This is a genomic window from Claveliimonas bilis, from assembly GCF_020892095.1.
Classification (GTDB): Bacteria; Bacillota; Clostridia; order Lachnospirales; family Lachnospiraceae; genus Claveliimonas; species Claveliimonas bilis.
In genome coordinates, this window is sequence record NZ_AP024845.1 from 2,988,818 (window position 1) to 3,011,259 (window position 22,442).

The window sequence follows — 22,442 nt, forward strand, 5'->3', positions numbered from 1 at the left end:
TGATCCGCTATCCATCTTACACTATCCTGCACAAATGAGCAAGCCATTTTCCCCTCGAACTCTTCGTTGAACTCAGCACCTTGTATCAACTGGAATAATTTTCAAGAAAACTGTAGAGAAGCTGCGTACTTTCAATATATTTCCCATTTTTCACTTCATTTTGCAGTTCGGTCGGAAGCGTAGAAACTTCAATGCTTGTATAGTCATAAGCGGTCTTTTTATCGCTTAAAAAGACAACAACATAACCGTTTACTTCCATAAGATAATAGCAGTCTTCCTTACTTGCATCTCCTTCTGTTGTAACAGTTTCCTCATTTTGCTCCAGGTTTTCCTCTGACGCTGTCTGGTTCATTTCTTCCCTTGCCCGGTCCACGGCTCTCTCATAAGTAAAGTGATAGGCAGCCGCCAAAATAATAAAAGCTGCCAGAGATGCTGTAAAAAAACCGATACTTAACTTCTTTTTCATAAGGACAACTCCTTTTTTAGTAAAGTATCGGTCTTTTTCTTCAAATTTATACATTTTTGTGAAGCGATATCCCTGTTAACGGTACCGCCCCTTCAGAAGATGCAGTTTTCTGCATATCGCTACAAGGGTAGCCCCTTTCGGAGCGGATAAAATTTCTTCTTCCGTAATTCCGCCAAGCACTACCAACGCAATACCGTACACAATTACTGCCACAATAATTGCAATAACAGCAGCCGCCATCTCTCCGATAAACAATACGCATAAAAGATGTACCAGCAAAGAAACAGCGCCCATGATCACAGATGCGATCGTAGGGATGACAAAGGTTTGCTTCTGTTCCTGCATATATCCGCACGCCCCTCTGAGATCATGGGCATTTAATATGCAGATGGAGCCGGCAAAAATAATTTTGCTGATTGGAATGGAATAGATTTCCCACTTAAATACCACCAGCATAATAAACAGAGCAACGACATGTATCACCAGTGAAATAGCAGCATTTTTCACTGGAGCTGCCATACGGTCCAAGCCCTGCAAAGCAGCGTTTGTCACAGTTGACAGGCAGAAAAATACAACGGAAATACCGCCAATCCGAAGCATAAGCGACGGTATGGCATTGTCCTGATTGAAATAAAGAAGATTCAGGATCGGACCTGACAACGTAATAAATCCGGCTGCACAGGGAATGGCGATCAGCATATTGAACCGGGACACCATATTGATCTTGCTGTGTATCTGCTTACGGTTTCCCGTCTGCATTGTAGCAACAAGACTCGGCATAAAAGATGCCGCCAAAGCGCTGGACACACTTAAAGGAATATTCGTCATAGTGTCATACTGTCCGTTGAGCAGTCCCAGGAGACTGGAATATTCTTTCTCCGCCATTCCCTGAGCCGCCATAATATTGGAAAACATGGTCTGATCGATCAGATTACTGATATTGTAAACTGTTGCGCTTAAAATAACAGGGGCAATTGTCAGAAGAAGAACTTTGTAAATGGTCTTCCGGCTTTCCAGCCTTCTTGTCCGGTCCCTGCGCATCTGACGTTTCAGACGTGTTTTATATGCGGTAAAAACAAACAGAAGAAATAAAAGTGCGGTGAGCGCTCCTATTACAGTACCCAGCGTTCCTCCTGCCGCCGCAAAGGCAGCGCCGTAAGATTCTTTTGCTTCTCCGCTTGCCATGCTCCGTCCCGTCTGCATCAGCAGGTAAGCCCCCACTACACTGACAATGGCATTAATGAGCTGCTCTGCCACCTGGGATATGGCTGTAGGGATCATGGTCCCATATCCCTGGAAAAAGCCCCGAAGTACGCCCAGGATCGCTACGATCAATATACAGGGCGACAGAACTCTCAATGCATAGATACTAAGTCCCATCTTCATAATCTCTTCTGAGATAAATCTGGCATTAAAAAAGACGATTGCCGACACAATGCCGCCGGAAAGAATACCGAAAGTCATCGCGCCTTTGAAAACCCGGTATGCATTTTTATACTGCCCTAACGCAACACGGGCCGATACAAGTTTGGATACAGCCATGGGAAGGCTGTAAGATGTCAGCATCAATGCAAGGCTGTACACCTGAAAGACAACGCCGTAATAGCCGTTTCCCTCTGCCCCCATAATATTGGTCAGCGGTATGCGGTACGCAAGTCCCACGATCTTGGTGATCATAGCCGCTGCCGCAAGGATCGTTCCCTGCATCAAAAAATTAGTTCCTTTTTTCTTATCCGACATATCGTTGCTCCATGTTTCTTCTATCTCTTCGGTAATTCCTCGCTGATTTCATCCTTAACGCAGAATATTCAGTCTTTCCAGAATTGCCCGCTGCTTTTCTTCCATCACAAGACGTTCCTCCTCGTCTATGTGATCATATCCTGTTAAGTGTAACACAGAATGAGCGATTAAGAAAGCAAATTCTCTTTTGGCTGAATGTCCGTAAGCCTTTGCCTGTTCCATCACCTTATCCTTGGATATGACAATATCACCCAGTACCAGTTCTCCGCTTTCCGGATCAAAACAATCCTCCTGGTCTTCCAGAAAATCAAACTCTCCGGGTATTTCATATTCCACCATGGGGAAAGACAGAACGTCTGTAGGCCGGTCAATGCCACGGAAATCCCGGTTCATTTCTTTGATCTGCTCATCTGTAGTGAGAAGAAGATTCACCTGGGCTTCATAGGGACAGCCGATATAATCAAGGGCTACATCTACCACTTCTTTCGCCAGCTCTTCACATGCAAGGGGGAGCGTGTTCTCCCCTTCTTCCTCATAGAACAAAGACATTTATTTTCTCCTCCGATCTTTGCCTTTTTTTCTGCGGTTCTCCCTGGATTCGTACTCCTCGTATGCTTTTACGATCTTCTGTACCAGCGGATGACGTACCACATCTTTGCTGGTAAGATTACAGATACTGATATCCTCCAGGTTACGTACGACTGCCGTAGCAACATCCAGACCGGAAATCTGGCCGGACGGAAGGTCTTTTTGCGTTGCATCTCCGGTGATGACAACTTTAGAGCCGAAACCGATTCTTGTCAAAAACATCTTCATCTGTGCCGGAGTCGTATTCTGAGCCTCGTCAAGAATAATAAAGGCATTGTCAAGAGTACGTCCTCTCATATACGCAAGGGGCGCCACCTCGATCAGGCCTTTTTCCGAATTTTTCAAAAAACTTTCCGCTCCCATGATCTGGTAAAGCGCATCGTAAAGCGGACGCAGATAGGGATCGATCTTGCTTTGCAGATCCCCCGGCAAAAATCCAAGCTTTTCCCCGGCTTCAATGGCAGGACGGGTCAGAATGATCCTCCCCACCTCGTTGTTCTTAAAAGCTGTAATCGCCATCGCCATCGCAAGATAGGTCTTTCCGGTACCTGCCGGTCCAAGACCGAACACGATCATTTTATTCCGGATCGCATCCACATATTTTTTCTGTCCCAGCGTCTTTGGCTTTACCGGTTTTCCCTGAATGGTCTGGCAGATCATATCCCTGTCAATCTCCAATACCTGTTCTTCCTGGTCTTCCATGGCAAGAGACAGGGTATAATCTACATTTTGTTCCAGGATTTCATTTCCTCTTTCCGCCAGAGCAGTCAGCTGTTCCAGAACACTTTTTGCCTTCTTCGCCTGCGGCTCCGTTCCCAGTATTTTCACCGTATCTCCCCGGGGAATCAAAGTGACATGGAGGGCGCGTTCGATTTTCTTTGCAAAGCTGTCGAACTGCCCGAATACATGTATCTGATATTCTGCCGGGATATCTATCGTCATTTCAATCATTCCCATTCTGATTTTCCCTTTCTGTCTCAAGCGTCTCCCTTTCCGGATCCGGCAGGATTTCCGTATCCCTTTTTTCGGCGACCTCTCCTTGGAGGGTCACACTGCCTTTGGCAGACGCTTTTTTTTGCTCTGTGTATATTTTAACATCATTCCTGATAATTTCTACCCCCTTTTTTTCCAGTTCCTCACACCAGAGCGCAAATGCCCGGCTTAAGTCTTGCTGGATTTCCTCATCCGTGAGACTTTCTCTGTGGGTTTTGTAGGGAACTACCTCTCTTTCTCCAAAGGATACCGGAAGAATAAAGGAATCTCCCAGTTTAAGATCCTTTTCCCAAGCGCGGTATTCACAGTTCTCGTACTTGTTTTCAATGCTCCCAAGGGAGGCGGTCCATGGCCCGATCCTTAAATACCACTGACTCTTTTTTACAGGCTGATTCCTCTCTTTTATATAATCTTTAACAGGATATTCTCTTTCCACCGTATTTTCATACTGCTGTATATATTCTCCTTTAATATCGGCGTCTGCCTCTCTGTAGCGGTAACCTGTCACTTCTCCGGCATCATTTTTCATTTCCACCCTGCCGGACACCAGGATATCTCCTTTCTTTACCTTGCTGCCCGCTTTTACAGCCGGTATACCGTTACGGGTCACGATGGATACAATCGTGCAATCCCTGTCGGCAACCAGATCCGTGCCTTTTTTCGAATCTTCTGCTTTCTCTTCACTGTCTGCCGACGGTTCCTCTTGCGACAGATCTTCATTTTCCTTTACCCGGATCACCAGCTTTGCCCCCTGAATGGAAGCAGAAACCCATATGATATCGCTGTACTCCTCGCGGATCCTGGATGCGATCCTGCTGCAGTCCACTTTGCTTACAGGCATTCCGTGCCGGACATCCTCGGAATCCAGAAAAGAGAGAATAGCTTCATCTGTTCTTCTTAAATTTCCTTCGATATCAATTTCCCATATAAAAAGAGAGAAAATATAGATCAATGCGGCACAAAAGAAAATTCCAGCAAAAAACACCTTTCTTTTCCGATATCTGTGTAAAAAAAAAGGAAGTCCATACCGGCCTGTAATCTCTGCCTTTGTTCCGGTCTTTTTAAGGACTGCCTTCATCTTCTTTAAACTCCTGGCATCTGTATACATCTCATAAGCACCCCGGACCGGTTTAAGTCCCCACAGACAGATACCTTTGTGGCTGCAGGCGTTCAAAAACCGCTCCGGAGAATACCCGGATACTCTTATTTTTATATAGCCCCGCAAAAAGCGGATCATGGATAAAAGCAACTCTTCTGCCCCCTATAGATATTCAATACTTTGAATCCAACCTGTGACCTTCATCTCGTCATTGGTATAATACTCAACATTGAGCCTTTTGCCTGTCAGCCGGATCTGTCCTGTTCTTGTCTGGATCCGGATCAGTTCCTCTGTATACTCCTGTATGCCCCGATAATTTTCCAGTCTTATTTCTTCCCTTCCTGTTATATGAAGAACAGGTACGCCCAGTACCAGTTCTTTTGGCACACCGGCTGCCTCTGCCATGCGTCCGATTACTCTGTCTTCCTCATTTCTGTTCTTTTTCATGGCAAATGCCCCACATAGCTTTCTATCTAATCTATGTGGGGCATTCTGAAAATATGAACAACATATGGCAATCTAATGAATCACTTCGTACACGATCTTTCTTTCCTCTAAAGACCGGTCGCCGTATTCGTAGGCTGCTTTCAGCCGGTCTCCTGCCGCCTGGCACTTTGTTTTATCATTTGCGCAGATCGTGGCAATGGAATCTCCTTTTTTGACAAAATCTCCGATCTTACGATGAAGGACAATGCCCACGGCCGGATCGATCGGATCCTCTTTTACGGCTCTTCCGCCGCCAAGAAGCAGGCAGATCCTTCCGATCTCTTCCGTATGGATTCCTGTAACAAATCCTTCCCTGTCCGCATATACCTCCATACGAAGAGACGCCTGCGGAAGAAGACAGGGATCCTCAACCTGATCCGTATTACCGCCCTGAGCCTTTACAAACTCCAGGAATTTTCCATAAGCCTTTCCGGAAAAAAGGGCGTCCTGCAATTTCTTTTCGGCATCTTCCATACTGTCTGCTGCTTTTGCTGACAGAAGCATACAGGCCCCTAAAGTAAAGACAAGTTCTGTCAGATCCTCTGGTCCATGTCCTTTGAGTGTGGCAATGACTTCCTCAAGCTCCAGCGCATTGCCTACCGCATTTCCCAGCGGCTGATTCATATCCGAAATCACTGCTGTCATGGCCTTTCCCGCCTTTTCTCCTATCTGGATCATCATCCGCGCAAGAGCCTTTGCTTCCCCGGGCGTCTTCATAAAAGCGCCGTCGCCGGCTTTCACATCCAGTACAATAGCATCTGCTCCGGATGCCAGTTTCTTACTCATGATACTGCTGGCAATGAGGGAGAGATTATCTACGGTTCCGGTAACATCCCGGAGCGCATAGAGTTTTTTGTCTGCCGGTGCAAGATTTTTGGTCTGTCCTGCAATTGCTATATGAATGTCCGCCACGTTTTTCAGAAATTCTTCTTCTGATAAAGAAGTGCGAAATCCTGATATACTTTCCAGTTTATCAATGGTTCCTCCCGTGTGTCCCAGCCCTCTCCCGGACATTTTTGCCACCGGGATCCCCAGCGAAGCCACAAGGGGCGCCAGTACAAGGGAGGTCTTATCTCCGACGCCCCCTGTGCTGTGCTTATCCACCTTGATCCCTTTTATGGAAGAAAGGTCCATTCTGTCACCGCTGTCCGCCATAGCCAGCGTCAGCGCTGTTGTCTCTTCGGTGTTCATTTTCTGGAAACAGACTGCCATCAGCATGGCTGACATCTGATAATCCGGAATGCATCCGTTTGTATATTCCCGGACCATCCAGTTTATTTCCTCGGAAGTAAGCGCTCCGCCTCTCTTTTTCTTCAAGATCAATTCATACATTGTCATTTTTATCATCCCCTGACGGCATTATTCTTTCCTTATACTTGCCCGTTTTTTATATTTGCGCTATATTTTCTCAAAGTCAGCCGCTCCGTGCTTGCAGATCGGACAGACGAAATCCTCTGGAAGTATCTCTCCTTCGTAGATATAACCGCATATTTTACATCTCCAGCCCTTCTTCTCCTCCTTTGCCGGAGCCGGTTTGATGTTGGACTGGTAGTAAGAATAGGTAGCCGAGTTATCATCAGACAATACTTCTCCGTCCGTCACATCTGCAAGGAACAGCGTATGGGTTCCCAGATCCACTGTATCAACGACCTTTGCAGAAAGCCAGGCATTAGTTCCGTCTGTCACATAATAAAGTCCGTTTGGAGATCTTCCGGTCTTTTCGTAATCTGCAAATTTGTCAACATCCCTTCCGCTCTGGAACCCAAAGTGTTTGAAAGTATCAAAGGATGCTTTCTCCGACAGGACAGACACATTGAAGACTCCTGTCCTTACAATCATATCGTGAGTGTAATTTCCCTTATTTACGGCAAGAGTAATGCGGTTCGGCGTTGTTGTCACCTGTGCCGCTGTGTTTGTGATGCAGCCGTTATCCTTTTCTCCCTCTCTGGCTGTCACCACAAAGAGCCCATAGCTTAATTTGTACATCGCTTTTCCATCCATTTTCTTTTCCTCCTTTATTATTGCTTTGACTTTTCACTTTGAATTTTCTTCATTTTCACATTGGGTTCAATAAAATTTTCATATGCATATTTCCAGAGAAAACGGGAACCGTCTGCCGTTTTTTCGTTGCGCTTCAATATCTGCGAAAGATGTACCTGATGCTCCTCCCATGCTTTCCCGTCTGTGGCTGCATTCAGCATAATAGGCTGAAGATTATCCATGGTACGGGCAAATTTAGCTTCCTTTGTTCTGCCCTCTTCAAATTCCTGCCACAGATCTTTCAGTTTTTTTTCCTGATCCCCGGGAAGGAGCCCGAATATACGATCCGCCGCCCGTGTTTCCCGCTCTTTCTGCGTCTTCTTGGCCTCTTCATCGTAAGCATAGGTATCGCCTGCGTCGATTTCCACGATATCGTGGATCAAGAGCATTGCCATGGTCTTTAAAACATCAATTTCTTCGTTGGAATATTCTGCCAGAAGAAAGGTCATGATCGCCATATGCCATGCATGTTCCGCATCATTTTCTTTTCGGTTTCCGTCTGTGAGATAGGTCTGACGCCCGATAAACTTCTCCTTGTCGATTTCCCGTATAAAATCAAACTGCTTTCGGATTCTGTCCGGCTCTCCTTCCCCTCTCGTTTCTTTGTCCTGTCCCATCTTTCCTTCCTCCCTTTTTTGTTCCGGCTTAGTTCTTTCTCACCGATTCAGCACAGAGAAAATACATACAGCTCATGGAGGGCTCTTGTTGCTGAAATATAGGCCGCCTGATTATCAAGAGGCGTCTCTTTTCTGTCTTTCACCGCAAAAACCTGGTCAAATTCCAGTCCTTTAGCCATATAAAATGTTGTCACGGTAAGCCCCTTCCGGAACGAGGTACTGTTCCTGTCTATATAGGAAACCTGAACTCCTTTTGATTTCCAGATATGGTAAATATCCTCGGCCTCCTCTTCCGTCCGTGTCAGAACTGCCGCTGTCTCAAACATTTCTTCTCCTGCGCTCACTGCCTCCAGGATTGCCTCCAGCAGATCATCCTCTTTCTGAAACTGTCTTTCCTCCACTTCCTTTCCCTGTCTTTCTAAAAGTTCCACATCCGGATCCGATGAAAACTGTGCCGCATAAGATGCAATCTGCACCGTATTCCGGTAACTCTTATTCATGGTGATCTTCCGCATCTTCTTTCCGAAGATTCCGGGGAGAAACGTGCATACATCATGCACAGTTTCATCCAGTGTCTGGGCCTTATCTCCAAGGATTGTCATCTTACAGTCAAACAGCATGTCAAGGATCACATACTGCAGATAGGAGTAATCCTGCATTTCGTCGATGATCAGATGTTTGATCCGTCGGTGCTTTCCTCTGCCAAGAAGACGATATTTCAGATACAGCAAGCCATATACATCTTCATATTCTGTCATTCTCTGTCCCAGAGAAATATCCGGCAATGGCGGATAACCGTTGTCTTCCAGGAACCAGCTGTAGATCTGATAGATATCTTTTGTCACATAGGAACGGTCAAACTGGGCTTTCACCGCTTCTGCTTCTTCTTCGGTAAGTTCTTTCCCATACAGGGTCTCATACTCGTCCACTACGTATTCCCGTACGGCATCCATCCTGGCAAGCAGCGGAAGATCCTGAAACTTAAAATAAAAAAGGCGGATAAGCTCTTCTTCTGTCTTTTTTATTCCCCGAAATGAGACTTCCCTAAAATCCATCAATCTGTCCTCTAAAATGGCCAGAAATCCTTCCATTTCCCCGATGAACTCTGAAGACTGCTTTTTTTGAAAGCGTCTGCTTTGCTCCGCATCCGGATATTTCATCATCCGCTCCAGATGATGATATCGGTCTTCGCAGTCATCCGTGATTCCCCTAAGCTCCCTGTAAGCAAAGAGATCAAAACTCATTTCCTGGATATTTTCCTCTCCCAGTTCCGGGAGGATGTGAGAAATATAATCCGCAAAAACACTGTTGGGCGAAAGGATCAGGATATCTGATGCCTTCAGATTCTTCCTGTCGTGATACAGAAGATAGGCCGCCCGATGGAGCGCTACCGAGGTTTTCCCGCTGCCTGCCGCTCCCTGGATCACCAGGATCTTATCCCTCTGGTTCCGGATGATAGCGTTTTGTTCCTTCTGGATCGTCCGTACAATATTTTTCAGCTGGACGTCACTGCTGCTTCCAAGTTCTTCTTTCAAAATGTCATCGTCGATTTTTGTGTCGCTTTCAAAAGCATATATCATCCTGCCGTTTCTGATCTTATACTGCCATTTTGAAATGATCTCCCCTGTCATAACTCCGGCAGGAGCTTCATAAGAAGCCTCTCCTTTGTCATAATCATAGAAAAGACCTGCCACAGGGGCCCGCCAGTCATAGATGAGGGGGATACTTCCCGCCTCCTCTGCAAAATTTCCAATTCCTATATAAAAAGGTTCCTTTTCTGTTTCCCCTGAATATACGAAATCTACTCTGCCGAAGTATGGAGAATCCAACATCTTCAAAAAGCGCTGCTTCTGTTTAGCCGCTTCCTGATTGGCATTTACCTGGCTAAGAAGAGCCTGCTGATTGTCGTAGTCTTCATATCCGTACTGGTCCATTTCCGTATAATTTTCCCAGTAATAGTCGTGCATGTTTTCGATCTCTTTTTGTCCTGTAAGAAGGGTTTGATCTATTTTTTCTATTCTCTTTTTGATTTTTTCTGTCACATCCTGCAAAAAGGATTCTTCTTCTCTCACCATAGCTGCCTCCTTTTCTTTTCCTGCCGGGTGTTATCATAAGACAGATTTGTATTTATTATACCCGATGTTTTACTGTATGTACAGAAAAAGCAGCGGCACGAAGCGCCGCTGCCTGACTTTATTTACTTTTTACAGCTCATAACCAGCATTTGAAGCCGGTTCTCTATATTTGCAAAACTGACGTCGGGATCATAGTCCAGGGGCAGAATCTGGGCATCCGGATAAATCTCCTTTAATTTCTTCGTAATTCCCCGCCCCACCACATGATTAGGCAGGCATCCAAAAGGCTGAAGGATTACAAAGGCTCTGCAGCCTTTTTTTGCATGATGCAGGATTTCTCCCGGTATCAGGACGCCCTCCCCTGCATCAAAGGTATGATGGATAATAGGATCACTGTCTTTCACAAGATCCGGCAGCCTGCAGGCCGGCGTATAAAGCGGATGTCTTGCCGCAATCTTATCTGTCACATCATGGGCGATCTCAAAAGCCTGATTCGCCGTACGGAGCCAGACTTTGTCTGCCAGAGGCTTTTTCAGGCGGTATTCCCGGATCTGGGTATATTGATAAAAGTAGGTTTTCCGGATGACATCTGTCATTCTGGCCTCAATGATCTCAAACCCGTTCTTCTCCAGATATGCTTCAATATCATGATTAGCTCCGGGATGGAAATTCAGAAGATACTCTCCCACGATCAATACCTGCGGTCTTTTTTCCGAACGGTCATAGGGAATATCTTTCATGATTTCAATGGCCTTTTCAAATCCTTGCCTGGCCCCGGAGATTCCTCTTCTCTCCAGTCCCCTGATCACCTCATCCAAGGCCTTCTCAAATGCCTGATCAGCACTTCCCTTTTCTTTCTCATAAGGACGGATTTTCCTTAAAAGCTCTTCGAGGACATCGATCATTGGAAGGCCGAAGGCGATCTTAACTGCAGTAAAAAGATTCATGTGAAAGCCGGGGTGAAGCTTGTGGGAATCTTTGTCATCATTAGTCAGAATCGGAACCTGGGGATATCCTGCATCGTCCAGCGCTTTGCGAAGCAGCGCGCTGTAGTGGGTCAGACGGCAGTCTCCTACATATTTTCCCATTCCGATAGCCACTTCGTCCCCGTCATATTTTCCGCTTTTCAAAGTGGCAAGGGCTTCGCCTATTACAATCTGTGCCGGGAAACATATATCGTTATGTACGTACTGCTTTCCAAGGCGGATCGCCTCTTCACGTCCCACAGCCAGGGATTCTGTTCTCACTCCCTGTCCGGCAAAGGCCGCTGCCATCAGTCTGCTGAAGGCATGGGAAGTATTTGGGATCAAAGCAATCTTTTCTTTGCGGGATTGCTTTGTGTATTTGACAGGATAAGGATCCGAAAGCGAATGGATCTTAGGCCGGCTCTCCTTTCTGCGTCGCATGTCTACCGTCTCTGTAAAAGAACGGATACGGATGCGCAGAGGGCCCTGAATATCGCTTTCGTCCAGCTTTAAGATCAAGGGTATCTTACCTGATATTTCTTTCATAAGACGGATGATCTCATCAGAAAGATAAGCATCGTGACCGCACCCGAAGCTGACCAGCTGTACGTATTCCAGATAATCTGTTTTTGCAGCCAGAACCGCCGATGAGAGCATTCTGGCATGATAATTATTGACAACATCAAGCCTGCTCTTCTTCAGCTCCACATGATTAATCTCCGGAAGAGAGTCCGCTGTCAGTACCGGGATCCCAAGCTTCGTGAACATATCAGGAAGGTCGTGATTAACAAGCGCATCGTTCTGGTAGGGGCGGGAGGCCAAAATAACCGCATAGGTTCCCTTACTCTTTACATCCTCGCATACCTTTTTTCCGGCCTCTGTCAGTTCTTTATGGAACTGTTTCTGCGCCGTATCTCCTGCTTCGATTGCCGCCATAGTCTCATCTGCCGAAATCCGGAACGTTTCTTTCATATACAGACAGAGCTGCCGGTTCCGGTCCTCGTCCTTATACCAGTGAAACAATGGCGCATCAAAAGGAAGGTTCCAGCGCTTCGCAGGATTGTCCGAATTGCGCACCACGATAGGATGTCTTCTGTCATTACCGCCAGCTTCGTCGTAGTGGATCCTATATCTACACCAACAAGGAGGAACGGCGTTTTGCTCACTTTTTGTTCTTCTGTCATATTGCAACACTCCGTCATCATTTGTAGCTGTTTTCACAAATGATTATTTTAGCACTTTCAGAAAAGCTTAAAAGAATAATTTGACAGTTTTTAACAAAATCTTAGCACTTTCTTAACACTGTTTTTTCATTTTTGAAAGCGCTTTCTTAAACTGTATAGAAAAGAGTATTGCTGTAAAAGTTACTGCGATCACATCCGCAATGGGTTCTGCCGTATAAACGCCCGTTGTCGGATCTGAAGAAAAAATACGCGGCATAATATAGATCAGCGGAAGGAGAAGCACAAACTTCCGCATAACCGCTACGACAATGGATTCTACCGCTTTTCCAAGGGCGTTAAAAGTCATCTGACAGGAAACCTGGATTCCGAAAAGGAACATCGCTCCCATATAGATGCGCAGAGCTGTTTTTGTAAATTCCATTAAAGCAGCATCTGTGGTAAACATTGCCGCAAACCCTCCCGGAAGGAGCATAACAAGCAGCCACAGAATCACAGAATAGCAAAGGCTGACTTTCAAAAGTAATTTAAAAGCACTTTGTACCCTGACAGCATTGCCGGCACCATAGTTATAGCTGATAATAGGTTGCGCTCCCTGCCCAAGTCCCTGAAGTGGAAGCATGGCGAACTGCATGACACTGGTCAGAATTGTCATAGCCCCCACTGCAATGTCTCCCCCATATTTTTGCAGAGATGAATTGAAGCATACCGAAATAACACTCTCGCTTGCCTGCATCACAAAAGTGGATACTCCGAGAGCAAGACAGGGAAGGATAAACCTGGGAACAAGGATCAGATTTTTCTTTCTGATCTTCAGGAATGTCTTTTTTCCGCACAGAAAAGAAACAACCCATATACAGGAAAGTCCCTGTGAAATAATAGTGGCAAGAGCAGCTCCTCTGACATCCATATCAAATCCGAAAATAAAAATCGGGTCCAAAATAATATTCGCTACGGCCCCGATCAAAACAGACATCATTCCGGTCTTTGCAAATCCCTGGGCTGTAATAAATGCATTCATGCCAAGAGTCAACTCTACAAATATCGTTCCAAGGGCATAAATATTCATATAGTTTACGCCATATTCAATGGTATTTTGGCTGGCTCCAAAAGCCATGAGCAAATCCCGGTTCCATATAAGAAGTACCGCCGTCAGGATCAGAGAAATAATGACCTGGACAACAAAACAGTTTCCCAGTATTTTTTCTGCAGATTCATTATCTTTCTTTCCCATGAAAATAGATGCTCTTGGTGAGCCGCCGTATCCAACCAGGGCTGCAAAAGCTGATACGATCATGATCAGGGGCATACATACGCCCACACCTGTCAGTGCCGTCGCTCCAATCTCCGGAATGTGGCCAATGTAGATTCTGTCTACAATATTGTAGAGCATGTTGATAAGCTGTGCGATGACAGTAGGAACTGCAAGACGGAACAAAAGCTTTCCTATCGGATCCGTTCCCAGAAATTCCTTATCTGACGCTGGCTGTGCATTTTCTCTATGATTCATTGTCTTTCATCCTTTCTGTCGCCTGTTCTATATTTTTCAACAGCTTCTTTTTAAACTGTTCATATCCTTCAAGCTCCGCGGCCGTAAAGCCTTCCAGCACAGTATCCCAAAATTCTTCCTGCACTGACTCAATATCTTCTCTTACAGATTGTGCCTCCGAGCGCAGACAAAGGTGCTGCTTCCGGCGGTCCTTCTTGTCCGGAATTTTCTCTAACATAGATTTCCGTATCAAAGAATCGACCGCTTTGGAAACAGCACCCTTGGAAAGACCTCTAAGCTCTACAATATCCGCTGCTGTGTCTTTTCCCGGATTATTATGCAGGAATCCGATCACATCTGCCTCTGTGCCGGTCAACTGATGTCGGGCACATACTTTTCTTAGCATTTTCTCATATAATCTGAGTACTGCGCGGATCCCCATCCAGGTCTCTGCATTCTTTCTCATCTTGCTCTCCTTTCCGCCAAACTTATAATAGTTTCCTCGTAAACTGTTTCTCCGTAAACTATTATAAATTTCGGTGGAAATTAATCAAGACTTATCACAGAAAAAACACAATTTTATTTTCGCTTTTTATTATTTCATATAATTTACAGCCCATTGACCGGCAAATACGGCAGCCACACCGATTACCATACTTAGGGATACATACAAAACTGCTGTAGCTTCGCTGCCGCTTTTCAACATATCCGCCGTTTCCAATGCAAAAGAGGAAAATGTCGTAAAACCTCCGCATATCCCTACTTTCAGAAACAGGACGATCTGCGGATCCAGCCAACTGTCCTTTGCTGCCAGCGCTGCTATAACTCCGATCACAAAAGATCCCAGTACATTGATCGCAAAGGTTTTCACCGGAAATACAGATCCCTGTTCCAGTGGGATCAATCCGATCAAGTATCTGCACACCGCTCCGATAAACCCTCCGGCGCCGACAATCATACATTCTACCATACTAATTCCTGCCTTTCCTTACCCTCTCTTTATATCCGGCCCTGTTCTCCTGCAATCCGCAAAATTCCTAAGATCAGAAGATGCAGCGGATAGAACCAATAGAAGAACCATTTGGAAAACTTCTTTCCCTTCTCTGCCCGTTTCCCATTGTAGAGACAGACGATCACCACCCCGGAAAGGGCTCCTCCCGCCATGCTTCCCAGAGCAGACAAAATCCCGCCGGACAAATGAAATAATCCCAGCAAAACGGCAGAAATTGCAAAGGCTGTTTTTGTTTCTCTCTTCAGTCCGTACGCCCACCAAAACAACAGGGTAAATCCCGGAGCCAAAAGTGACCAGTCGCAAAAAACGGACAGTCCAAGCAGCCCTCCAATTGTCAGAACGAGAAGAATTTCATTGGATATCACTTCCAGGGCAAGAAGGATCAAAAAGCAGATCAGAAGGGTAAACATCATATTCAGACGCGCTGTACCTTCCGGCGCCCGTTTTATGATAGCCAGATCATATGGTATTTGCGAGATCACTCCAAACAGGAACAGCCGGAAGGCATATCTTTTTCTTGATCTGGTACAGTAGAACCCTTCTACCAGGAAATAGCACATCGTAATCGCCGTAAAATATCCGATATTCTCAAATATATTTGCCACAAAGCTTTCCGGCCTCATCCAGATCAACGCAATGTGATTCAAGAGCATGGTAAATGCGGCGATGTATTTTATGGCGTCCCTGTTTAAAATCCTGTAGTTTTCCTTACTTCTGGCTTTCATAGTATCGTTTCTTTGTCCTTTTTCAGTAATTTCCCGAAATTTCCTCCGACTTTTCTCATCATTGAGCTCTAATTATATCTGAATTTCTCTTCTATGTACAGAAAAGCTTTTCCTGTACTACCCTTTTACAGAACCTTTCATCATCCCCGATACCAAATATTTCCGGAAAACCAGCGCTGCAAGTGCAGGAGGAATCAATGCGATCATACCTGCCGCCGCTACAAGGCCGTACTGAATGGTATCCTTCGTAACAAATTCTGATACCACGATGGCCATCGGCTTTGTCTCCATAGAAGAAGCCAAGATCAAAGGAATCTGGAACTGACTCCAGGTATTCAAAAACATGATCAGCGAAATAGACAAAATAATCGGAGCAGACAAAGGAAGCATAATGCGAAAAAATGTAGCTGTTCTTCCGCAGCCGTCAATTAAGGCCGCCTCTTCCAATTCTTTTGGAATAGTTGCAAAATAGTTGGAAATCAACCAGACTGCAAGGGGAAGGTAAGAACTGACATATACGACAGAAAGCCAGAAAATATTGTCAAGAAGCCTTGCGTCAGCAAACATACGATACAGAGGAATGATCGTCGCCATCACCGGAATCACCATTGTAATCAAAAGAATATTTTTGATTGCTTTTCTTCCTCTGAACTGCATTCGTCCAAGAGCATAAGCGCTCATCAAAGCAACTGGAATCCCAATAACCAGTGTAATGGCAGCAGCTCTCAGAGAATTAAACATACCTGTAAAAAATCTGGCGCCTCTTTGTCCGCCGGAAAACAACTCCCTGTAATTATCCCATATGATCTTGTCTGGCAGCAGGTTACTGTCCGGTGAAAACATGCTGTAATCAGGAGTCACAGATAAAATAAATGTCCAGATAAAGGGACCTACTGTAAAAATCAGAAATAAAACAAGTGCCAGAATATAGCCGCCCTTTCTAAAATATTTCATCAATACTCCACCTCCTTGTTCAAACTTCTAAGATAGAAGATTCCAAGAATTAAAGCAAACAGCATAACAATATATGTCATCGCGCTTCCCTTTCCAAAGTTCAGGAAATTGAAGGTTGTCAGATAGCTTTCCATCAGGATGTTTTTCCCAAGATCACTATATCCTGAAAGAGCAACAATTTCATCAAATACATTGATAGCTGTGACGGAAGTAGAGGTCACTCCCACTGCCACAAAGGGCATCATCAAAGGCATAGTAATATGACGGAATATGTTCCCTTTTGTACCTCCGTCTATTTTTGCAGCCTCATAAAGTTCTTCAGGGATAGATTGTCTTCCAGATAAGCAGACCAGGGCCATAAAAGGCACGCTTCTCCACACTACCACAATAGACAGTACAAAAAGAAGCATCCACCTGGAGCTTAGAAATTCAACAGGTTCATCTGTAAGACCGATCCCGATCAGAAGCTTATTTAAAAATCCATATCCGGAGAAAAATACAAATCTCCACAAAATTCCATTTACAAAGGGTGGAAGCGCCCATGGAAGGACAGAAAGCGCCAAAAGCAGCCCGGAACACTTTACTTTAATGTTTAAAAAAGAGGCAACCAGCCAGCCGAAAACTGTAGTAAAGATAACAACAATTACTAAAATGAAAATCGTGTTCTGCAGACTGTACCAGAAAGAATCAGATTGAATAATATCAGTATAATTCTTAAATCCTATAAATCGGATATCTCCTGGTGCTGTCAGCTTCCACTTTTTTAAACTGTATGAGAATGTTGTAATAATGGGATAAAACACTAACACACCCATGATTAAAATCATGGGTGTAAGTAACAAATAAGGAAATAATTTCTTTTTCATCTTTTCTTCCTAAATTATTCGTTTAAAAGTTCTTCCAGCGCACCGGACATTTCTGCATATGCTTCTTCTGCATTCAGCTCACCGCGAGCCATTTTGTTAATTGCATTATACATAGCGCTGCTCATCTCTGCGTAATAGGACGGCACACCGTTCGGGAATGGTGAAGAAACCAGCTTTGCCTGCTCCAGCATTGCTCCGGAATTTTGGATTGTTCCATCGTTGATCAGCTCTTCCAGAACTGAGTTGCGTGTCGGGATTGCACTGTTTGTCTCATTTAACTGTTTCTGCATATCGGCAGATGTATACCACTCGATAAATGTCTTTGCAGCTTCTTTGTTTTCTGACAGGCTGTTTACCCCGATAGCCTCAGGCAGCGGCATTGTCTGTGCAGCTTTTCCATCTTTGCCTGGAACCAGAATCGGAGTGATCTGTCCAACAACACTGCAAAGTTCTTCATTCTGACTTCTGGAAACGAAGGAAGTCGGACCCGTCAAAAAGCTTGCAGTTCCTCCGCAGATCCGCATATAAGCGTCCATTCCTGATGATGTTTTATCTTCCGGAGCAACCAGCTCTTCGTTGATCAAAGTCTCCATATACTTCAACGCTTCCATAACAGACTCTTCATTAAAGGTACCATCGTCATTCCATATAACTCCATTCATAGTGTACGCAAGCCACATCAGACAGGTGGCTGTTTTTTCTTCAGCATTTAATGCAATAGCAAATGGATAGTCTACTGTACCTGTTGATTTTAACTGACGGCAAGCTTCCAGAACGTCATCCCATGTCTGCGGCTCTTCTGTGATACCGGCAGCCTTAAACTGTTCTGTATTGTAGTATGCCAGACGGTAGTCGTTTGCATATGGCATAGCCAGTACCTGGTCATCAATGGTAAATGTATCAATGGTAGGCATATCCGCTTTATCTTCTTCCGATACTTCCAAAGGTTCCAGCCAGCCGGCAGCGTAAAACTCACCGACCCAGGACCAGTCAACTTCTACCACATCCGCAACGCATTCGTTCGCTGCGGCAGCTGTTCCGAGCTTTTCGCGAATATCATCCCAGCCTACTTCTGAAATCTCTACTTCAATCCCCGTTTCCTCTGTGAATGCTGCAAGCTGTTCATCTGTCGGAACGCCCCAGTCCGGAACCATAAAAGTAATTTTTTCGCTTTCGCCTTCCTCTGATGCTTCCCCCTCATCACTGCTCTGACTTCCACATCCCACTGCAAGAGCCATGCACATAGAAGCTGTAAGCAGTACACTGATCAATTTCTTTTTCATGATTTTCCTCCTTTATGTGCTTTGTGAACATATTTATTATATCAACACATAATTTTTCCGACAAATCGATTATGTTTATATACTCATCCAAGTTATAGAGATTTCCTATTAATGTTTGAAATCCCGTGTAAAACCTAATCTTAGCCGACAGAGAAAATCATTAAAAAATTATCTCATAGTTTCCATCTCTTTTTGGATACTTTCTTCGCAGGAGCGCATAGCGAGGATCGTCTTTTCAAACAGATCATTTAATTCCCAGCCAAGGCGCTCTGCTCCCGTCCGGATGATATCCCTGGAGCATCCTGCCGCAAATCTTTTATCTTTAAATTTTTTCTTCACGCTGGAAACTTCCATATCCATTACACTTTTAGACGGACGCATCAGAGCTGCCGCCCAGATAAGGCCGGTAAGTTCATCAGCGGCAAAAAGAACCTTTTCCATCTCATGTACAGGTTCCATATCACTGCAGATACCATAGCCGTGAGAGCAGATCGTATAAATCATATCTTCACCCACGCCTCCGTCTCTCAAAAGTTCAGGGGCTTTCCTGCAATGCTCTTCCGGATATAATTCAAAATCAATATCATGCAGAAGGCCGCTGATTCCCCAATATTCCTCTTCTTCTCCATATCCAAGTTCTTTTGCATACCAGCGCATTACTCCTTCCACTGTCAGAGCATGCTGAATATGGAACTCCTCTTTGTTATATGTTTTCAGCAGTTTCAGTGCCTGCTCTCTTGTAATCTGACTTGTCCTCATTTTTCCCTCCTGATACGCACATTTTTCCTTCATTTTACTATGGCTGCCAATGACTGTCAAACTTTCGGGCAAAAGCAGCAAAGGTCAAAAGCGCCTGACAGTATATACCGCCAGACGCTTTTGCTTTCTGCAGATTATTTCAGATTTTCTGTAAAAAATTCTTCCATTTTGTCAAATGGGATCGCGCCTTTCCCGCCTCCGTCGTAAAGGTCCGTGTGAACTGCTCCCGGAATGATGAGCAGTTCCTTGTTATCAGCATATGGATTATCCTTTACCATATCTGCATAAGCATCCCGGCTGAAATAACAGGAATGGGCTTTTTCTCCGTGCATGATCAGTACAGCGCTTCGGATTTCATTGCTGTATTTAAGAATAGGCTGATTCAGGAAGGACATGCAGCCCGTTATATTCCATCCGCCGTTGGAATTAAGGGATCTTGCATGATATCCCCGCTTTGTTTTGTAGTAGTCATGATAATCTTTTACAAAGAAAGGCGCGTCCTCCGGAAGCGGATCAACTACACCGCCACCCAGAGCATAGGTTCCGCTCCGGTAATCTTCCAGACGCTGTGCATTCATAGCCTGTTTCTTCTCATAGCGGGCTTCCTCCGAATCCTCTGCGTCAAAATACCCTTTTGCGTTGACGCGCGTCATATCATACATGGTAGATGCTACTGTCGCCTTGATCCGTGTATCCAGCGCTGCCGCATTCAGCGCCATACCGCCCCATCCGCATATACCGATAATACCTATCCTTTCAGAATCGGCCTTTTCATGCAAAGATAGGAAATCTACCGCCGCCTGAAAATCTTCGGTGTTGATGTCCGGAGAAGCCATATACCGTGGCTTGCCTCCGCTCTCGCCTGTAAAGGAAGGGTCAAATGCCATTGTCAAAAGGCCCCGTTCTGCCATTGTCTGTGCGTAAAGTCCTGACGCCCGCTCCTTTACCGCGCCAAAAGGACCGCACACCGCGATTGCCGCAAGCTTGCCTTCCACATTTTTAGGAATATAAAGATCCGCCGCCAGAGTAATGCCATAGCGATTGTGGAATGTCACTTTACTGTGTTCAACTTTGTCACTTTTAGGAAATACTTTGTCCCATTCCTGTGTTAATTTTAATTCTTCCATGTTGCAATCATCCTTTCATTTTTTTGCTTTCTTACACTTTTCCATCTGGTACACAATAAAATCCAGACAGTCTATCTGCGCCTGGCTTTTGTGAAGATTTTCAAGCAATTCAGCGCGATGACGCCGCAAGAGGCGTTTGGCAGCGCAAAAGTCATCTTCTCTGATAAATTTTTGTATAACAGCGATGTCATCTGCCCTGCATCCCACATTTCCAAGAAGCTGGATCAGATTTTCTTTTTCATCAAAAAGTTTATTCATAAAAAAGAATCTCCTTTCCAAAGTTTCTGATATGATTATATATCTGCGGCTTTCTATTTCGCTAATTGTTATAATTTATTTCGTGTTATTCCTTTTTTGCATTTCATATGCTACACTTAAGTGTAAGAGGTTGATTGAAATCCTTACTGCAACATTGAAGTTGTAACTGCACATTGAAAACTTTATGAAGTTGTAACTGCACGCTGTCATGAGTAACTGCAACAGTTTTAATCTGTTTTTCTAGCTTTGGATTGCTTTTTTTCGATTTTCCTTGTAAAATTTCTTAAAGGAAGGCATCACAAAACACAGACTGCATTTTTTACTTTTCGCAGAAGTTGTAAATGCACCCCGTTTGTGTTCTCTTTTTTATCGTGTCCTGCCTTCTCTAAAATTCCGGTTTACTTCTTAAACAAAGCCGGTGTAAGGGTTATGGAATTGGACGGGATTTTCTCAAGGCCCAGGAGGTTCGCAGTTTCCTGACCGTAGATCTTGACAAAAAGATCGATTGGAGCCTGTCCGTTCCATTTTTTTCGCGGATAGGAATTGATATGGTTCATCATTTTCCTAATCTCTTCCTCCGTATATTCATCCTTTCCATGTTTCTTAGGTATGATATAGCGGATCAGTTCATGGTTCCTTTCACAGTTGCTCTTCTGATTTGTATTCATCGGATCACAATAGAATACGCGGCATTGAATTTCCCCGGTCTCCATATCTGCTTCGATTTTTTGGGGATCGCTAAATTCACTTCCCCGATCGGTAATAATAACCTGGAAAAGTATCCGAAACTTTTCGTCTCCAAGTGCTTTCCTCAGCCGACAGAATATTTCCGTTACAGATCCTGCTGTATTGCGTTCTCTCAGAAACATGAGCTGCAAGTCACAGTTGGTAAACAGGATTGTCAGCAGTGTCTGGCCTCCTTTGTGTATGACCACACTGTCCATCTGGCTGACCATGGCATCTGGATTCTGGTGCATATATTCCTCGTATTCTTCATAACTGCGTCCGATATGGCATTTCCGGTCTACCCGGAGAACCGGGCCGCTCTTTTTCCGTTCCGGCCTGCGCAGTTTCCTTCTCAAGTCTATATTTCTGGCATCCAGAAGACCTGCATCAATATAGGAATAGATTGTCCGTTCCGATACTGGCAGTTCATCTCTGTGACGTTCACAGATAATCGGGAGTGACTGTCCTTTTTTTAACAGCGGTGTGATCGTATCATTGATCCGATTTAATTCCTGCTCCGAGAGAGAGATGCCTTTCCGTGATTCAGAGAGCATCTGTTCATACTGTTGCTGAGCATACCTGGCGTCGTAAAGCATCCTGCGCAGACGGCAACGAAGCCGGTGGTCACATACATTGCATACAAACGGCGACTTTTCATAGTCTATACAGAACTCTTCCTGATAATCAGGGCACCCTTCCTGACATCGTCCACAGGCTGTCTGGCACTGCTTCTTCCCACGAAAGCAGCCTAGACGACAGTTCGGGATTCTGGTGCAGGTACGATGATGGATACAGTTGTTGCCTTTGGAAGTGGAGACCAGCCTCCTGTGTGCTTTAATCTCTCTGCCGACAGTAGACCGATCCTTTCCAATGTTTTTGGCGATCTGTGCGACCTTCAATCCCTGCTGCAGACCTGCCTGGATGGCAAGCCTGTCATCATATGTAAGGTGTTTATTACTCATGGTTACCTCCAATCCGAAGGCAGGACAAGGA

22 protein-coding genes are annotated in these 22,442 nt (G+C 44.9%); all 22 read right to left on the reverse strand.

Features of this window, described 5'->3' with window-relative positions; all coding sequences use genetic code 11:
- Nucleotides 1-85 precede the first annotated feature (85 nt).
- The 22 genes from EUBC25_RS14515 to EUBC25_RS14620 all read right to left on the reverse strand — a co-directional run bounded on the left by EUBC25_RS14515 (nucleotide 86) and on the right by EUBC25_RS14620 (nucleotide 22,411).
- Nucleotides 86-466 carry a hypothetical protein gene (locus EUBC25_RS14515; protein ID WP_230106176.1) on the reverse strand — a complete coding sequence of 127 codons (381 nt, stop codon included), beginning with the start codon at nucleotides 464-466 and terminating at the stop codon, nucleotides 86-88.
- A gap of 75 nt (nucleotides 467-541) precedes the next feature.
- On the reverse strand, nucleotides 542-2,206 hold the full coding sequence (locus EUBC25_RS14520; RefSeq protein ID WP_230106177.1) for a putative polysaccharide biosynthesis protein: 1,665 nt from the start codon (nucleotides 2,204-2,206) through the stop codon (nucleotides 542-544).
- 54 nt (nucleotides 2,207-2,260) lie between these two features.
- Nucleotides 2,261-2,755, reverse strand: coding sequence for an rRNA maturation RNase YbeY (gene ybeY, locus EUBC25_RS14525; protein WP_230106178.1), 495 nt, complete (start codon nucleotides 2,753-2,755; stop codon nucleotides 2,261-2,263).
- Complete coding sequence (locus tag EUBC25_RS14530; protein WP_230106179.1) at nucleotides 2,756-3,751, reverse strand: PhoH family protein; 996 nt, start codon at nucleotides 3,749-3,751, stop codon at nucleotides 2,756-2,758.
- Nucleotides 3,738-5,036, reverse strand: a complete 1,299-nt coding sequence (locus EUBC25_RS14535) for a sporulation protein YqfD (protein WP_230106180.1) — start codon at nucleotides 5,034-5,036, stop codon at nucleotides 3,738-3,740. The genes EUBC25_RS14530 and EUBC25_RS14535 overlap by 14 nt, the downstream gene beginning before the upstream one ends.
- Before the next feature lie 12 nt (nucleotides 5,037-5,048).
- Nucleotides 5,049-5,333: a YabP/YqfC family sporulation protein gene (locus tag EUBC25_RS14540; protein ID WP_230106181.1), complete on the reverse strand. Its 285-nt coding sequence runs from the start codon at nucleotides 5,331-5,333 to the stop codon at nucleotides 5,049-5,051.
- A 72-nt stretch (nucleotides 5,334-5,405) separates the two neighbouring features.
- Nucleotides 5,406-6,710 (reverse strand): pyrimidine-nucleoside phosphorylase, encoded by a 1,305-nt coding sequence (locus EUBC25_RS14545; protein WP_230106182.1) that lies wholly within the window; start codon nucleotides 6,708-6,710, stop codon nucleotides 5,406-5,408.
- A 60-nt stretch (nucleotides 6,711-6,770) separates the two neighbouring features.
- The gene (locus EUBC25_RS14550) at nucleotides 6,771-7,373 is read right to left on the reverse strand and encodes a flavin reductase (protein ID WP_230106183.1); all 603 of its coding nucleotides are present in this window, start codon (nucleotides 7,371-7,373) and stop codon (nucleotides 6,771-6,773) included.
- A 17-nt stretch (nucleotides 7,374-7,390) separates the two neighbouring features.
- Nucleotides 7,391-8,029: an HD domain-containing protein gene (locus EUBC25_RS14555; RefSeq protein ID WP_230106184.1), complete on the reverse strand. Its 639-nt coding sequence runs from the start codon at nucleotides 8,027-8,029 to the stop codon at nucleotides 7,391-7,393.
- Between the two features lie 47 nt (nucleotides 8,030-8,076).
- Nucleotides 8,077-10,104: a HelD family protein gene (locus EUBC25_RS14560; protein WP_230106185.1), complete on the reverse strand. Its 2,028-nt coding sequence runs from the start codon at nucleotides 10,102-10,104 to the stop codon at nucleotides 8,077-8,079.
- A 122-nt stretch (nucleotides 10,105-10,226) separates the two neighbouring features.
- Nucleotides 10,227-12,149 (reverse strand): acyl-CoA dehydratase activase-related protein, encoded by a 1,923-nt coding sequence (locus EUBC25_RS14565; protein WP_230106186.1) that lies wholly within the window; start codon nucleotides 12,147-12,149, stop codon nucleotides 10,227-10,229.
- A 216-nt stretch (nucleotides 12,150-12,365) separates the two neighbouring features.
- Nucleotides 12,366-13,760, reverse strand: coding sequence for an MATE family efflux transporter (locus EUBC25_RS14570; protein ID WP_230106187.1), 1,395 nt, complete (start codon nucleotides 13,758-13,760; stop codon nucleotides 12,366-12,368).
- Nucleotides 13,750-14,205, reverse strand: coding sequence for a MarR family winged helix-turn-helix transcriptional regulator (locus EUBC25_RS14575; protein WP_230106188.1), 456 nt, complete (start codon nucleotides 14,203-14,205; stop codon nucleotides 13,750-13,752). Before EUBC25_RS14575 ends, EUBC25_RS14570 begins: the two co-directional genes overlap by 11 nt.
- A gap of 129 nt (nucleotides 14,206-14,334) precedes the next feature.
- Entirely contained in the window at nucleotides 14,335-14,709 is a 375-nt protein-coding gene (gene crcB, locus EUBC25_RS14580) for a fluoride efflux transporter CrcB (RefSeq protein WP_230106189.1), read from the reverse strand.
- 29 nt (nucleotides 14,710-14,738) lie between these two features.
- Nucleotides 14,739-15,476: a TraX family protein gene (locus EUBC25_RS14585; protein ID WP_230106190.1), complete on the reverse strand. Its 738-nt coding sequence runs from the start codon at nucleotides 15,474-15,476 to the stop codon at nucleotides 14,739-14,741.
- Nucleotides 15,477-15,593: 117 nt separating this feature from the next.
- Complete coding sequence (locus EUBC25_RS14590; RefSeq protein ID WP_230106191.1) at nucleotides 15,594-16,430, reverse strand: carbohydrate ABC transporter permease; 837 nt, start codon at nucleotides 16,428-16,430, stop codon at nucleotides 15,594-15,596.
- Nucleotides 16,430-17,296, reverse strand: coding sequence for a carbohydrate ABC transporter permease (locus EUBC25_RS14595; protein ID WP_230106192.1), 867 nt, complete (start codon nucleotides 17,294-17,296; stop codon nucleotides 16,430-16,432). Before EUBC25_RS14595 ends, EUBC25_RS14590 begins: the two co-directional genes overlap by 1 nt.
- A 14-nt stretch (nucleotides 17,297-17,310) precedes the next feature.
- Nucleotides 17,311-18,579: a sugar ABC transporter substrate-binding protein gene (locus EUBC25_RS14600; RefSeq protein WP_230106193.1), complete on the reverse strand. Its 1,269-nt coding sequence runs from the start codon at nucleotides 18,577-18,579 to the stop codon at nucleotides 17,311-17,313.
- 168 nt (nucleotides 18,580-18,747) lie between these two features.
- Entirely contained in the window at nucleotides 18,748-19,338 is a 591-nt protein-coding gene (locus EUBC25_RS14605) for a hydrolase (protein ID WP_230106194.1), read from the reverse strand.
- 134 nt (nucleotides 19,339-19,472) lie between these two features.
- A complete protein-coding gene (locus EUBC25_RS14610; RefSeq protein WP_230106195.1) occupies nucleotides 19,473-20,465 on the reverse strand; it encodes an alpha/beta hydrolase in 993 nt (330 codons plus the stop codon).
- A 15-nt stretch (nucleotides 20,466-20,480) separates the two neighbouring features.
- Nucleotides 20,481-20,723: a hypothetical protein gene (locus EUBC25_RS14615; RefSeq protein ID WP_230106196.1), complete on the reverse strand. Its 243-nt coding sequence runs from the start codon at nucleotides 20,721-20,723 to the stop codon at nucleotides 20,481-20,483.
- A 398-nt stretch (nucleotides 20,724-21,121) separates the two neighbouring features.
- Complete coding sequence (locus EUBC25_RS14620) at nucleotides 21,122-22,411, reverse strand: IS30 family transposase (protein ID WP_230105002.1); 1,290 nt, start codon at nucleotides 22,409-22,411, stop codon at nucleotides 21,122-21,124.
- Between the last annotated feature and the right edge of the window lie 31 nt (nucleotides 22,412-22,442).

Bases quoted from the DNA above. Each gene is read 5' to 3' on its own strand.
- EUBC25_RS14615 (WP_230106196.1), bottom strand. From the start codon at position 20,723: ATGAATAAACTTTTTGATGAAAAAGAAAATCTGATCCAGCTTCTTGGA.
- EUBC25_RS14575 (WP_230106188.1), bottom strand. From the start codon at position 14,205: ATGAGAAAGAATGCAGAGACCTGGATGGGGATCCGCGCAGTACTCAGA.
- EUBC25_RS14610 (WP_230106195.1), bottom strand. From the start codon at position 20,465: ATGGAAGAATTAAAATTAACACAGGAATGGGACAAAGTATTTCCTAAA.
- EUBC25_RS14605 (WP_230106194.1), bottom strand. From the start codon at position 19,338: ATGAGGACAAGTCAGATTACAAGAGAGCAGGCACTGAAACTGCTGAAA.
- EUBC25_RS14545 (WP_230106182.1), bottom strand. From the start codon at position 6,710: ATGACAATGTATGAATTGATCTTGAAGAAAAAGAGAGGCGGAGCGCTT.
- EUBC25_RS14520 (WP_230106177.1), bottom strand. From the start codon at position 2,206: ATGTCGGATAAGAAAAAAGGAACTAATTTTTTGATGCAGGGAACGATC.
- EUBC25_RS14530 (WP_230106179.1), bottom strand. From the start codon at position 3,751: ATGGGAATGATTGAAATGACGATAGATATCCCGGCAGAATATCAGATA.
- EUBC25_RS14570 (WP_230106187.1), bottom strand. From the start codon at position 13,760: ATGAATCATAGAGAAAATGCACAGCCAGCGTCAGATAAGGAATTTCTG.
- EUBC25_RS14560 (WP_230106185.1), bottom strand. From the start codon at position 10,104: ATGGTGAGAGAAGAAGAATCCTTTTTGCAGGATGTGACAGAAAAAATC.
- EUBC25_RS14555 (WP_230106184.1), bottom strand. From the start codon at position 8,029: ATGGGACAGGACAAAGAAACGAGAGGGGAAGGAGAGCCGGACAGAATC.
- EUBC25_RS14515 (WP_230106176.1), bottom strand. From the start codon at position 466: ATGAAAAAGAAGTTAAGTATCGGTTTTTTTACAGCATCTCTGGCAGCT.
- ybeY (WP_230106178.1), bottom strand. From the start codon at position 2,755: ATGTCTTTGTTCTATGAGGAAGAAGGGGAGAACACGCTCCCCCTTGCA.
- EUBC25_RS14540 (WP_230106181.1), bottom strand. From the start codon at position 5,333: ATGAAAAAGAACAGAAATGAGGAAGACAGAGTAATCGGACGCATGGCA.
- EUBC25_RS14595 (WP_230106192.1), bottom strand. From the start codon at position 17,296: ATGAAAAAGAAATTATTTCCTTATTTGTTACTTACACCCATGATTTTA.
- crcB (WP_230106189.1), bottom strand. From the start codon at position 14,709: ATGGTAGAATGTATGATTGTCGGCGCCGGAGGGTTTATCGGAGCGGTG.
- EUBC25_RS14585 (WP_230106190.1), bottom strand. From the start codon at position 15,476: ATGAAAGCCAGAAGTAAGGAAAACTACAGGATTTTAAACAGGGACGCC.
- EUBC25_RS14620 (WP_230105002.1), bottom strand. From the start codon at position 22,411: ATGAGTAATAAACACCTTACATATGATGACAGGCTTGCCATCCAGGCA.
- EUBC25_RS14600 (WP_230106193.1), bottom strand. From the start codon at position 18,579: ATGAAAAAGAAATTGATCAGTGTACTGCTTACAGCTTCTATGTGCATG.
- EUBC25_RS14590 (WP_230106191.1), bottom strand. From the start codon at position 16,430: ATGAAATATTTTAGAAAGGGCGGCTATATTCTGGCACTTGTTTTATTT.
- EUBC25_RS14550 (WP_230106183.1), bottom strand. From the start codon at position 7,373: ATGGATGGAAAAGCGATGTACAAATTAAGCTATGGGCTCTTTGTGGTG.